The sequence below is a fragment of the Roseivirga seohaensis subsp. aquiponti genome (assembly GCF_001267955.1).
Lineage (GTDB): Bacteria > Bacteroidota > Bacteroidia > Cytophagales > Cyclobacteriaceae > Roseivirga > Roseivirga seohaensis.
The window spans coordinates 135,975-148,708 of the sequence record NZ_JSVA01000018.1 but is presented as its reverse complement, the minus strand read 5'-3'; the positions used below and the strand labels follow the sequence as shown (position 1 = coordinate 148,708).

Annotated in this window: 10 protein-coding genes and 1 tRNA gene; 5 read left to right on the top strand and 6 right to left on the bottom strand. The window is 39.0% G+C overall.

Translation table 11 applies throughout. From position 1 onward, the window contains the following. Window positions 1-15: 15 nt before the first annotated feature. Together OB69_RS15690 and OB69_RS15685 are read right to left on the bottom strand one after the other, a co-directional pair. Window positions 16-903, bottom strand: a complete 888-nt coding sequence (locus OB69_RS15690; RefSeq protein ID WP_053224696.1) for a glycerophosphodiester phosphodiesterase family protein — start codon at window positions 901-903, stop codon at window positions 16-18. A 107-nt stretch (window positions 904-1,010) separates the two neighbouring features. Next, window positions 1,011-2,033 (bottom strand): alkaline phosphatase D family protein, encoded by a 1,023-nt coding sequence (locus OB69_RS15685; RefSeq protein WP_185096916.1) that lies wholly within the window; start codon window positions 2,031-2,033, stop codon window positions 1,011-1,013. 107 nt (window positions 2,034-2,140) lie between these two features. Here OB69_RS15685 and OB69_RS15680 point away from each other — a divergent pair, with 107 nt between their 5' ends. Continuing rightward, window positions 2,141-4,357 carry a M1 family metallopeptidase gene (locus OB69_RS15680; protein ID WP_053224694.1) on the top strand — a complete coding sequence of 739 codons (2,217 nt, stop codon included), beginning with the start codon at window positions 2,141-2,143 and terminating at the stop codon, window positions 4,355-4,357. 162 nt (window positions 4,358-4,519) lie between these two features. On the opposite strand, the gene OB69_RS15675 is transcribed toward OB69_RS15680, so the two are convergent. The 3 genes from OB69_RS15675 to OB69_RS15665 all read right to left on the bottom strand — a co-directional run bounded on the left by OB69_RS15675 (window position 4,520) and on the right by OB69_RS15665 (window position 8,694). Further along, window positions 4,520-4,984: a DUF4625 domain-containing protein gene (locus OB69_RS15675; RefSeq protein WP_053224693.1), complete on the bottom strand. Its 465-nt coding sequence runs from the start codon at window positions 4,982-4,984 to the stop codon at window positions 4,520-4,522. Between the two features lie 258 nt (window positions 4,985-5,242). Next, the gene (locus tag OB69_RS15670) at window positions 5,243-6,235 is read right to left on the bottom strand and encodes a DUF4625 domain-containing protein (protein ID WP_053224692.1); all 993 of its coding nucleotides are present in this window, start codon (window positions 6,233-6,235) and stop codon (window positions 5,243-5,245) included. Between the two features lie 71 nt (window positions 6,236-6,306). After that, window positions 6,307-8,694, bottom strand: a complete 2,388-nt coding sequence (locus OB69_RS15665; protein ID WP_245620838.1) for a TonB-dependent receptor — start codon at window positions 8,692-8,694, stop codon at window positions 6,307-6,309. A gap of 588 nt (window positions 8,695-9,282) precedes the next feature. Between OB69_RS15665 and OB69_RS15660 the strand changes: the two genes are divergently transcribed. The 4 genes from OB69_RS15660 (at window position 9,283) to OB69_RS15645 (ending at window position 11,818) form a co-directional block, all read left to right on the top strand. Next, window positions 9,283-9,356 (top strand) — tRNA-Pro (locus OB69_RS15660). Between the two features lie 377 nt (window positions 9,357-9,733). Then, the gene (locus OB69_RS15655; RefSeq protein ID WP_053224691.1) at window positions 9,734-10,378 is read left to right on the top strand and encodes a hypothetical protein; all 645 of its coding nucleotides are present in this window, start codon (window positions 9,734-9,736) and stop codon (window positions 10,376-10,378) included. Window positions 10,379-10,603: 225 nt separating this feature from the next. Continuing rightward, a complete protein-coding gene (locus OB69_RS15650) occupies window positions 10,604-11,158 on the top strand; it encodes a carboxymuconolactone decarboxylase family protein (protein WP_053224690.1) in 555 nt (184 codons plus the stop codon). A gap of 195 nt (window positions 11,159-11,353) precedes the next feature. Beyond that, window positions 11,354-11,818 carry a MarR family winged helix-turn-helix transcriptional regulator gene (locus tag OB69_RS15645; RefSeq protein ID WP_053224689.1) on the top strand — a complete coding sequence of 155 codons (465 nt, stop codon included), beginning with the start codon at window positions 11,354-11,356 and terminating at the stop codon, window positions 11,816-11,818. Window positions 11,819-11,846: 28 nt separating this feature from the next. On the opposite strand, the gene OB69_RS15640 is transcribed toward OB69_RS15645, so the two are convergent. Continuing rightward, a complete protein-coding gene (locus tag OB69_RS15640) occupies window positions 11,847-12,674 on the bottom strand; it encodes an ABC transporter substrate-binding protein (RefSeq protein ID WP_221404887.1) in 828 nt (275 codons plus the stop codon). Between the last annotated feature and the right edge of the window lie 60 nt (window positions 12,675-12,734).

Genomic DNA, 12,734 nt, shown 5'->3' with positions numbered 1-12,734 from the left:
TCTCTGTGTTAAAAATTAGGTTCCTTTATTGTCCAGCCCTTTCGCTCTATCAGGGTAATCGGTAATAATTCCGTCTACGCCATCTGCCACCAATTGCTCCATATCTTTTCGGTCATTCACGGTCCAAGGAATTACTTTCATTCCCTTTTCATGAATCAAATCAATGTCTTCTTTCTTCAAGAGAATATAATATGGGCTGTAAACTTCTGGAATAAACCCTAGTGCTTCCAGATTGACCTCCACTCCTTTTGCGTTTTCTACCAAAGCCACCAAACGAACCTCTGGGTTCGACTTATGTAAATGCTTGAGCACATTAAAATCGAATGATTGAATGGTAAAGCGATCGTTGGTAAGCCTTTCTCTAATTACACTTAAAACTAACTCAGAAAACTCATCTACTTCTGGTTGACTGACATTATATTCACTTTCTAGGCTCTTGATTTCAATATTATAGCTCACTTTGGGTTTCTTATTTTCCCTTAAGTGATCTTCTACCATTGAAATTACATCGGCCAATAAAGGTTTTGCGGTTTCAGTTTTCACTTGTTCTGGAAAACGAGCATTTCCTCTCGATCCGCAATCATAGCCCACTACTTCTGCGTAATCCATCTCATAAATATTCAGCTTTGGTTCTTCTTCCTTAGTAACGGGTTCTCCATTGGGTTTATCGCAAATTGAAGAAAGCATATATGGGTCGTGCGAAACCACTACTTGTTTGTCTTTGGTAATCACCACATCCAGTTCTAAAGTAGTTACCCCTTCGTCTAAAGCCCGCATAAATGCTGGAATAGAATTTTCAGGCATTAAGCCTCTAGCGCCCCTGTGCCCTTGAATATCGAGAGGTTCTTGAACTTTAGCACAACCTAAGACAACACAAAAAAGAAGTAATACAGAAGTTTTCATAAATAGAATTTGAATCAAATTACGCAAAGGAAATTAAAAATGAGATTCTGAAACGGACAAGGTAGTAAAACGCCCTGCTTATAATAAAAAAACAGGGCGCTTCAAATTTATTTTCCCCAATCTACTTTATGAGTATCGATTAAAACATTTTCTAAGCCTCGCATTTCAAAAGTCACTTGAGGTTTAGTTTTTGACCAGTCGATTTTAATGAGCCCAAAGCTCTTTTTATCTACCAGTTTACTCACTCTAAATCCGTTGGGTTCAGTTGTATTTCCTTCCGAACTATGGGTTAAACCACTTGAGGTGAAATCATAAAATGCACCATAGCCAGGAATCACTGTTTTTGAAATTTCCGAAATATGGCGATCTCCGCTTAGATAGAAAGTATTTTTTGGCTGAACAGTACCGATAAGCTTCAATAGCCTTTGCTTTGCCTTCGGGAAATTATTCCACTTTTCGTAAGGGTGCTCCTCTGGTAATAATTGTATTCCTCCTGCCAAAATATGAATATCGGCATCGCTATTGGTCAGTTCATTTTCAAGCCATTTCCATTGGTCTTCACCTAAAATATCTCCTTCTAAGTTTGGTACATACTTTCTGTCAACACGGTTCAATTCATCTCTGAAATAACGCGCATCTAAAAGCATAATTTTTACTTTTTTACCTTCTACTCCATATTCGTACGATTGGTAGCCACCTTCCCTTTTCCAAGCTGGGTTATTACGCTCTACATCTAAAAATTCAAACATTAGGTCGCGGCTTTCTTTCCGTTTCACAAACTCTTTACCGCCATCGTTCACCCCATAATCATGGTCGTCCCAAATGCCAATAATATCCATCTGCTTCAGCATCTTCTGATAGTCAGCATTTGATTTTTGTACTTCATACTTTTCTTTCAAGAGTGCCATATCTTGGGTATCACCATAGATATTATCGCCTAACCAAATCCATAGGTCGGGGTTATTTTTTAGCACTTCGGGCCATAAATACTGTGGCGCCTCTTGGCGACTGCACGAACCGATAGCAATAGTGGTTAATACTTTAGTTCGGCTGGCATCTTGGGCAAAACCATTGATGGTCAGGAACAAAGCAATTGCAGTTAATTTTAAGCTTGTTAGTTTAGTTTTCATGCTGTAAAACTTCATTTTTTACTTAGCAGAAATTGAAAATCATTATTAATAAATTGTTACAATTGAATCACAAATCGTTAATTTTCGATGCATAAAACCTTTAACCCATGAGAAAGAAAATCTTATTATTGATGTGCCTCTTTCCGCTCATGAGCTTTGCCCAACAAAATTGGGGAGCAAAATTCGAACAGCTAGGCACAACCCTCCCTACACCTAACGAATACCGCACTGGGTCGGGAGAACCTGGGCCAGCCTATTGGCAGCAAAAAGCCGATTATAAAATCGCTGTAACATTAGACGACAAAAACCAGAAAATCTCTGGTTCTGAAACGGTAACCTACACGAACAATTCACCTTCGACTTTAAAATACATTTGGGTTCAGCTAGACCAAAATGTGAGAAAAGCTGACAATACCGGAGCGCTCACCAACGGCTTTGGGCAGCTAAGAGACAATACGTCTAGCTTGGGCACTAGTAGAGCTGCCTCTATGATTGACGCGGGTTTTGATGGCGGTTTCAAACTAGAAAAAGTAACCGATACCAATGGTAAGCCATTGACATATTTAATCAATGACACCATGATGAAAATCACCTTACCTACGCCATTAAAAACTGGCGAATCATTTAGTTTTAAGACTGCTTGGTGGTATAACATAAATGATAGAGCTCAGCTTGGTGGCCGGTCTGGCTACGAACATTTTGTGGAAGACGACAACTATTTATACACCATTGCTCAGTTCTACCCAAGAATGGCAGTGTATGACGATGTTAATGGATGGCAACACAAGCAATTTTTAGGTTCGGGAGAATTTGCGCTTACTTTTGGCGATTTCGAGGTATCTATCACAGTTCCTTCCGACCACATTGTAGCAGCTACGGGTACTTTACAAAACCCCTCTGATGTATTGACAAAAACAGAATTACAGCGTTTTGAACAAGCCAAAAAGAGTTTTGACAAACCTGTAATCATTACCACGCAAAAAGAAGCGGAAGCCAAGGAAAAGAAAAGAGCTTCTACCCAATCTACTTGGACCTTCAAAGCAGAAAATGTAAGAGATTTTGCTTTTGCCAGCTCTAGAAAATTCATCTGGGATGCCCAAGCTGTTAAACTGAAAAATAATACGCCTTTGGCGATGTCTTACTACCCTAAAGAAGGAAACCCGCTTTGGGAAAAAGAATCGACTAAAGCAGTTGTAAATACCTTGATTTCATATTCCGACATGTCCATTGAATACCCCTACCCAAAAGCCATTTCGGTACATGCAGCTAGCATTGGTATGGAGTATCCTATGATTTGCTTCAACTTTGGTCGTCCACGACCTGATGGAACCTATGATGACTTCATCACTACAAATATGGTTTCTGTAATTGTTCACGAGGTAGGACACAACTTCTTCCCTATGATTGTAAATTCAGACGAAAGACAATGGGCTTGGATGGATGAAGGATTAAACTCTTTCTTGGAATATAGAACTATGCATGAATACTATGATTACTTACCATACACCTCTAATTCTCCGGCTGCTATTGTACCTTATATGAAAGGTAGTAAGGATTTCATGCGCCCTATTATGACCAACCCTGAGCAGTCGCTTCAATTGGGGCCAGAGGCATATTCAAAGCCTTCTGCTGCCTTGGTAGTGTTAAGAGAAACTGTAATGGGACCAGAGTTATTCGATGCCGCTTTCAAAGAATATTCCGAACGATGGGCCTTCAAGCATCCAAAACCCGCTGACTTTTTCCGTACTATGGAAGATGCCTCTGGGGTAGACTTGGACTGGTTCTGGAAAGGCTGGTTCTACACTACAGACAATGTAGAAGTAGATGTAAGCGATGTAAAATGGTTCAAAATCAAAGGTGAAAACCAACAGATTGAAAAAACAGTGAATGCGCAAGCTGGAACATTGGGCAACGAGCAAAATGCCGACAACCCTTTCTATGCTAAACCTCAAGAAATTGAACTGACCGACAGCCGCGTGAGAGGCGAATACCGAAGCGAGATTCCGAACGATGCCATCAGAAAACGATTAGCAGGAAAAAACTTATACCAAGTAACCTTTAAAAACACAGGAGGATTAATTACTCCATTGGTAATTGAGTGGACATACAAAGACGGCACTAAAGAAATCGAGAAAATTCCTGCAGAAATCTGGAGACTTAGCGAAAGCCAAGTGTCTCATATTTTTGCTAAAGACAAAGAAGTGGCCAGTATTATGTTTGATCCGAACAAGGAGTTAGCCGATGTAAACACGGAAAATAATTCCTTCCCAAGAAAGAACACCCAAAGTGCTTTTGATAAAGCCAAAGAAAAAGGAGGAAACTAGTTTTCCTGCTCAGAACAGCTAAACTAAACCCCGAGGCCTCTAGCTTCGGGGTTTGCTTTTTAAAATGAAGAGTGATATTTTTTTTCGGCTTGAGAAAGAGCAAAAACCCGAAATGTATACGCAGATCAAGTAGGCGTACTAACTTTGCCGCCAAGTATTGGCTTAACCCACTTTAATGCTTATTCCCTTTAGTGTCTGCCAGCCTTCTTTATCGGTAAGGCGGATTAAGAAATGATAATCGCCTGAATCCACATCCGAGGGTATTGTAATTTCTCCAGTAGCTTCATACGTTTGTAGACCGTCTGGAATCGAGTACGTCTTGATAAAAAGTAATGCATTTACTGGTGTTTTCTTATTCTCAAGATTACATGATGCTACCTCTGTACTATGGCTATGGTGATCAAAGTTATGGTGTATATCAAGACTATAGCCTCCCAATTCCCTATTATCTTTAAAAGTTAATTTAAAGGTATGAGTTTGTCCTATTGACAGAACGCTACATTGATTGGGAAAAGAGTCCTGAAACAAAATAATCTCAGGATATTCAGTGTCAATTGTCGGTGAGTCATCATCCGAACAAGCTGAAATAAAGAGAATCCCAAGTATTGCTATAAGGTGCTTTTTCATTTTTATGTTTGGTGTTTTTAAAAACCAAGACGCTACATAGTGAATATGTGAACATCTTGGTTAAGACAATTAGAGTTTTTTATTAACTGTAATCTTATCAATCATCGATAACTACAGTAAAAATAGCTTCTTCTATAGAAAAGGTTCATATAATAAGTCGTGTTTTCGTAAATCATCCCTATAATAAACTCCTGTTTACCAGTCAATTACTACTTAACAAACTTTCTAGTAAGGCCTAATCTGCTTTTAACTAGTATGCTAAAATCCTTCTATTGCAACCTCTATATAATGAAACAAATTCATGTTATGAGTGGTGTTTTCGTAAATAAAGCCGACATAATAGGTACCCGATTCCCATGCTTTAATTCCTGAAATATCAATAGGGTTCGGCAAGTTATTGTCAACTGAAGCACCTATAGGAAGCACTGAAATATTAGGGAAATTAGGACGCAAATAATCAAAATTTGTCCATCTATCTTTTTGCTCCATATTGGTATGCTCGAAAACGTCTAGAACTATAGCCTTAGTAAAATCAATGCTACTAATAGATTCTGGTCTATGATTATGTTTTTTATTAATTAATAATATATATATTTTTCCATCATCCTTTAAACTACTAATAGTTGCTACTGCAGAAAGTGTCTCTTCCTTATCAATATTAACGTTATAGTTACCATACTCTTGAGTTATTGGATCGCGATACCCTCCTCGAGAATGAATATACAAGACCCTAAAACTATCGCCACGTGCTGAAACAGAAAATTCTTGAATCTGAGGATCGACTGGTAAGTTTTCGGCTTTATAAATAGTGATATTTCTTTTTTCCTCTAGTATTGCCCCATTCTCATCTACTACCTTAATTACAAAATCATAATATCCCTCTACAGCATCCTCAGGTATATCGAAATGCTTATGCACAGTTGCGTTTTTTAGCCCTTTGTATTCATCCCAAGTCACACCAAAACTCCAAAATTTCTCATAGGTTTCTGCATCAACAGGAACTATATAAACATGTACCAAATCAATCTTACTGCCTGCAAGAACTTCTACATTCAAATGAAAATCACGCCCCATCACGCCAATTTCATTGTTGTTCAAACCAACTTCTACATTATCAACAGTAGGTAATACTAGTTCTGGATCGTCATTTTCACAGGAAAAAAATACTGATAAAATGAACCCTGATAGCAGAAGAAACCTCAAGCTCTTTGGGTTAAGTAATTTAAGCGATGAACTCTTCATAAATTTCATGATTTTAGTTTTATTGGTTTTATGTTTGATTAGTGTTTTTCATACTTGAATTGCGCCATGCATATCAGTAGTTAAAGAGACAGACTTACAGACAGAATGAAGTTTCTTCCCATTTCAGGAAGGTTGATGAGCCTATAGAAACTAGTATGATTCATATAGTGCGTGTTCATAACATTTTGTACTTGAAAGTTGAGTTGTAGTTCTTGCTTATAAAGCTCTAAATTCGTTCCTGCCCTAAAATTAAAAACCTGATAACCAAATGTTTTCTTCTCAGGAGGCACAATATTGTTTTGCTTCCCTACAATTCTATAGTCCAATGAGAAATAGGGAGCCTTGAAAGTTTTATTCAGAATTGGAGACCATGTGAAGTTTAGTAATGCTGATGGCGGTGGGGAAAAAGGCAAAGTAAAGCCCTTTTTGTCTCCCGATAATTGTTGAGAAAACACGTATTCACCGAAAAGCTCGGTACTAACCTCTTCTGTGAGGTTAAGACTCAACTTTACTTCTCCCCCATACCGAATCACTTTGCTCTGAGAATACTCAAACACCTGATTTCCAGCCCCATAATAATAATCATGATCTGGTGTAGGATTTAAGAATATATAGTTTGGAAAATAATTCAAAAAGGGACTTACCTGAATAGACCAATCGGATTTCAGCCAATTGATACCCAAATCGAGTTGGTAGGACTGTTCGGGCGATAGGTCAGGGTTTCCTTTTTCATAACTGAAATAATGATAGTTTACTCCGTTAGCGGCCAGCTCCTTTGCGATCGGCATCCGAAATCCCTTACCAAAATTAATCTTAAGCAGTAGGTTTTCCATGTTATAATTGAGTCCGAGAGACCATGCCAGATTACTAAATTCGCGTACCATGTCCTTCGCTCGCTGTACTCTCTGTGACACCTCCTCACCTTCCGAGTTCGTCACCACCGAGTCAAACCAGTCCAAATATTCATTTATACTAATTCTGCCATAATCATATCGCAATGCAGCACTAACCAAAAGTCGTTTGTTCAGATCAATTTCGTCATGCACAAACACCCCGTTCGTCAATTGCTTGTATGCGGGCACCAAAAAACCCCAGCCATCGATAGTGTTATCCTGATGTTCTAAGCTGACGCCCAGGTTAATCGTATGATTAAGAAGGCTGATTTGATCCCTTAGATTCAAGGTATAAGTTGACTTGTTAAACTCTCGCTCTAGATTAGAAGGAATAGCTGATTCGGCAGGATAGTTTGCTGGCATAAACCCATGATTGACATAGGGGCTGAATTCTTGCCGAAAATTATGCTGATACCCCAAGTCGGCCTCAAGTTTGTGATTGCCTGTCTCGTATACGCTTCGGTTAATCACTTTATAATGATTAACTTGCTGACGAGGCATTTGAATATCACGATTTGAATTATCATGGAGTTCAGTATCCACTCTCCTCGGCTCAAGCCCATGGGCATTAGCAAAAAAACCACTCTTGTTATAGACATGGCTCAGGTAGATTGTATTTTTAAACTTTCTCACAACATAACCAGCCTCCAAATTTAACCCCGACTCTTTACCCGCAGAGTTACGCAAGTAGTTATCATCTAAATTCACTGCATAATCATATACATAAACTACGTCCGTGGGAACGCGGTAATCGCCATAGCGTTGGTAAGAGTAACGAGCTCCGAAAAAAAGTTCTTGCTTACGTCCAAACAGATTAAGTGAAGTGCCTATCAATCCATTGTTTGATTTACCAATAAGGTTGAGGCTACCTCCTAATGAATTGATTTCTGATGGAGGAGCTGGTGGTAGTACATTAATTGCTCCACCAATAGCATCGGAACCATAGGCAAATGAGGCCGGCCCTTTCAGTAACTCCACCTCGCCTGTTGCAAACTGATCCAGTTCTAAACCGTGGTCTGCCCCCCATTGTTGACCCTCGTGTTTAACGCCCTTATCCAACACTACCACCCTGTTAAATCCAAGACCACGTATAAGTGGCTTTGATTGACCCGAACCTATGCCGATTGTACTTATGCCAGGAAGCCTCTCAAGGGATTGCATCAGGCTTCCTCCTAGATTCTGGCGAATAAACTCGGTATTCACAATCTCTAAGTCAAGTGAAGACTCCCTTTTTCTTGTTGTCAAGTAACTATCGCCCAGAATTACTACATCATCAAGCGTTTTAAGGTCTGGTGTCAGTTTGATAGTTAGATCTTGGGGTTCATTAACTATTAATGATATAGAATTCACTTGATGCTTATACCCCACGAATGCAATCCTCAAGACATGTTCACCAAAAGGTATTCCAGAGAAGAAAAACTGACCTTTAGACCCTGTTTGGGTGATCAGGCTATCTGGGCTTATGACCACAGAAGCACCTACTAATGGATTGTCATTTTCATCCAACACAAGTCCTTTAACCTGTCCTGTTTGACCAAAACCTACAGAAAGCATAAGGAACTGGAATACCAACAATACCAGTTTTCTTCGAAAAAAAAGACATAATTGCAACATCGATGCAAACATAGCCACTTACTACGCTAAATGCAACAATGATGCATAAACAACGTGTTAATATTTGCACCTAAATTCCAATGAAACAGCTGCATGTTTTTCTAACATAAAGACTAGCCTCATGTTTAAAAAAACCGAATAAAGCTTCACGACTATCGGCTATCAATTTTCCACTTATTCTCAAAGTACATTACAACCAAAAAACAAGCAGATTCCCCTTTCGTAAAAAGGAACTAACCTTTTGCCAAACACTTGAGTTTAGGAAAGCGGTTACTTTTTTATTAGCGTTTTGGAAGAAAAAACATTTGAACTGAAGGCACAACCAGCACATAAAATAGCCGTGCCATTATTCTTACTTACTGCCCTGTGCTACTTTACACCCCTAGCATATTTCTACTTTAGCTGTTGCGAAACCGACAGTACTTTTCTTTGGTTTGGTGGATTTTATTTAGCACTCGGCCTTATATATTTGGTTAGAAATTACACCCGCTAAAATTCCCATTTTATTACATTTCATAATCGTATAAATTATTATAATTGCAGCTTAATCGGGGTATGGCGCAGTCCGGTAGCGTGCTCGTCTGGGGGGCGAGAGGTCGTGGGTTCAAATCCCGCTACCCCGAATTAATTAAGAAAAGCGGGTTCACTCCGAAACCTCGGAGCCGCTACCCCGACTTAATTAAGAAAAGTGGGTTCACTCCGAAATCTCGGAGCCGCTACCCGACTCAATTAGGAGAAAGTAGGATCACTCCGAAATCTCGGAGCCACTAACCCGACTTAATTAGAGGAAAGTAGGTTCACTTTAAAGTTTCAGAATAGCTAAGTCGACTTAACTCAAAAAAGAGCAAGTTTACCCAACATTCAGAAAAGGCTTTTAGGCTTTCTACGCATAGTGAAGAATTAATCTCTGTTAGTTTTTAGCCTCTTGCGCGCGAGTGCAAAAAAGTATAACTATCTTATCACTCATTTTTTTGAGGAAATACTTCGCAATAGACCGAGCATGAGAATTAAGAAACTTAGAGGGCACCATCGTATATGGAAAGACATTGAGACTTGGAAGAACGAAAATCTTAAACTCGATATTGAATCCTTAAAAAGCAGTCAGCGCGATCATACAAAAATTTGGGTCAGCCCCTATTGCGACTATTCCTTGTTGAATAGCGAATACCCTCAACCTAAAGGCAAAACCCGCCAAAAAATACTTGCTGGTTTGATCGAAATCTATACTGAATGGAAAAAGCAGCTGGACACTCTAGGAGAACCTTATTACCTCAAAATATGGCTTATCGACCCGTATTTTGCCAACTCTCAGGTGGTCTGTGCAATTGGTGATTTCCTCCATTTCTATGACGGTACATTCTTTAAACCCAATCAAGAATACACAGCACGGGCTGATCGTCAAATCAAAAACCTTCCTGATGGCTTTAATTGGGAATGCCGCCTAGACGAAATGCATTTGAGCAGTAATGATCTAGGCAAACCTGAAGACTATTACGATGAAGTAGATTTCTTAACAGAGAAAAAAGCCTTTGAAAAACAATTAAAAAAGCATCACCGAAAAACAGTTAGTAAATCAGAAGACGGTGAAGTAACAGAGTATTACTCTTTCAAAGTAGGACATGCTTGGTTGGGGAGTAAGGACTAACCTAGTAAAACCACTTCTTTTACCTTCTCAAAAACCAGTTTCTTAAAGTATAGCCTATAGATTTAAAAGTTTATTGAAAAATAAACCCAACACTAATCTCTCATTATCAGACTGTTAAATAGACCATTTCAAAATATTCAAATATTTTTATTTTAATGTTGAAACTTTGATGTTACAACATTAGTTAGCTATTTGAATTTGAAAAACACTAAAACAAAAAATACAATGAGAAAATTTGAAGTACCAACAAGAGAACAAGTAGCTCCAGCAGCACAAGCCATTTTTGATGGCGTAAAACAGAAAATAGGAATGGTGCCTAACATTTATGCCACCATAGGCTATTCTGCAAACGCATTAGATTCTTATCTTACTTTTCAAGGTGCCCAAGCGAAAGGATCATTTAACGCAAAAGAAAGAGAAGCAGCAGCGCTTGCTGTAGCCCAAGCCAACGGATGTTCATATTGCCAAGCCGCACACACCGCCATAGGAAAAATGAACGGCTTTAGCGAAGAAGAAACTTTGAATTTGAGGGCTGGAAAAAGTGAGAATGCGCGATTAAACGCAATTGTGGCTTTAGCCAGAGAAATTACCCTTAAGCACGGCCGTCCGTCTAGTGAAACTGTAGAAAACTTCTTTGCTCAAGGTTTTAACAATGCTGCGCTTATGGATTTAGTGCTTTTGGTAGCTGATAACACTGTAACCAACTATGTGAACAATATTACAGAAATAGCCATTGATTTCCCCGCAGCAAAACCAATTGAAGAAGCTGTAGAAGCATAATTACTGCAATAATTATAGATAAAGTTTTTGGTGATTGTTGAACATAGCCATCTAACAATCAGGGGGCAACCTTGTGCGTTAGATGGCCTATGTATTTTTAATGCTTCTTCTATTTAACTCAAATCAAATTTTGATTTATCAGTCAATGTTGTAACATTAGGCCTCATTAGTAAGCTAACCGACAATTTTATAGAAATGAATACGCAAACAGACGCTCAAAACCCCAAAAGCATTAAGGAGCAGTTGCGTGCAAACTTATTATACTCTGCTTATTGGCTCAGCGATTTGACCACCGAGTTTTTAAAACAATACGATATTACTCAACAGCAATACAATGTATTGACCATTTTGGGCGAGCAACACCCCGACCCCATAAGCACCAAGCAGATTAGAGAACGAATGATTATTAGTAATTCTGATACTTCGCGTTTAATAGACAGGCTATGCGACAAAGGTTTGGCTTGGAAAAGACCTTGCACGCATGATGGCAGGTTGATTCAGGCATTTATTCACGAAAAAGGTCAAGCCCTTTTAAACGAAATTAACCAAAACAAGAACCAGCTTGATGATATAATGTGCAACATTACCGAAGCTGAAGCTACAGTAATGAACAAGCTTTTGAACAAAATGAGATTCCACTCCAAAGAGAAAATGGTTTAAATCAGTACAAGCCTTTGGCTACCAATGTCTACTTCTCCAGTTCTTCAATTGAGCCTACCAATTGTTCTACCTTCAAGTGTTCGCTCACCAAATTGAGAACTCCTAGAGTATCGATGGTGGTTTGTAGCATTGCAGGATTAAGATGCGGACGAGGTGCCCAGCTTACATCTTTCAGCCACGCCTCTACATCTTCTGACTTTAAGTTATAGAAATCGCTGATCAGTTTAACTTTATCTGCACTGGCTATAAATTGATTTACCTGTTGAAACAAAGCGTTGATAGTAGTTAAAACAGCTTCTTTCTTTTCTTGAAAGGCTTTATCCGACACACAGATTACAAAGCAGCTGAAAGGTGTTTTTCGTTCTCCTACTCTTCTAAACTCTCCACTATCTACCAAAGATTTAGTCGTGAATTTCTCCCAAAAGAAAACATCTGAATCGCCATATTTGAATGACTCACGCGCACCCGCCAAATTATCGATCACTTCGAATTTCATATCCTCCGTAGACCAGCCTCGGGCTTTTGCATCAATAATTGCCATCAAATGAGAACCTGAGCCAAAACGACTAATAGCGTAGCGTTTTCCTTCAATATCAGCAACATTCTTAAAGTCAGAAGTAGCCGGTACGTGAATTCCCCAGGTTAAAGAAGAATCAACATAGAAACTGAAAATCTTGAAGGCTTTCCCTTTATCAATTCCCTGAACAGCCCCTTCCGTAAGCAAGATCCCAATATCTAAATCGCCATCGTGTAAAGCTTGCGCTAGAAGGCCAGTACCTCCGTGATAATCGGTCCAAGATGGTGTAATTCCAGATTTCTCAAGTATTCCAGAGGCAAGCAATAGTTGCCAAGGCATATTAAAATGTTCTGGCACCCCACCTATTTTCAACTCAACCATTCTTCTTTAAAAAATTTG

Bases quoted from the DNA above. Each gene is read 5' to 3' on its own strand.
- OB69_RS15685 (WP_185096916.1), bottom strand. From the start codon at position 2,033: ATGAAAACTAAACTAACAAGCTTAAAATTAACTGCAATTGCTTTGTTC.
- OB69_RS15680 (WP_053224694.1), top strand. From the start codon at position 2,141: ATGAGAAAGAAAATCTTATTATTGATGTGCCTCTTTCCGCTCATGAGC.
- OB69_RS15645 (WP_053224689.1), top strand. From the start codon at position 11,354: ATGAATACGCAAACAGACGCTCAAAACCCCAAAAGCATTAAGGAGCAG.
- OB69_RS15675 (WP_053224693.1), bottom strand. From the start codon at position 4,984: ATGAAAAAGCACCTTATAGCAATACTTGGGATTCTCTTTATTTCAGCT.
- OB69_RS15690 (WP_053224696.1), bottom strand. From the start codon at position 903: ATGAAAACTTCTGTATTACTTCTTTTTTGTGTTGTCTTAGGTTGTGCT.
- OB69_RS15640 (WP_221404887.1), bottom strand. From the start codon at position 12,674: ATGCCTTGGCAACTATTGCTTGCCTCTGGAATACTTGAGAAATCTGGA.
- OB69_RS15670 (WP_053224692.1), bottom strand. From the start codon at position 6,235: ATGAAATTTATGAAGAGTTCATCGCTTAAATTACTTAACCCAAAGAGC.
- OB69_RS15650 (WP_053224690.1), top strand. From the start codon at position 10,604: ATGAGAAAATTTGAAGTACCAACAAGAGAACAAGTAGCTCCAGCAGCA.
- OB69_RS15655 (WP_053224691.1), top strand. From the start codon at position 9,734: ATGAGAATTAAGAAACTTAGAGGGCACCATCGTATATGGAAAGACATT.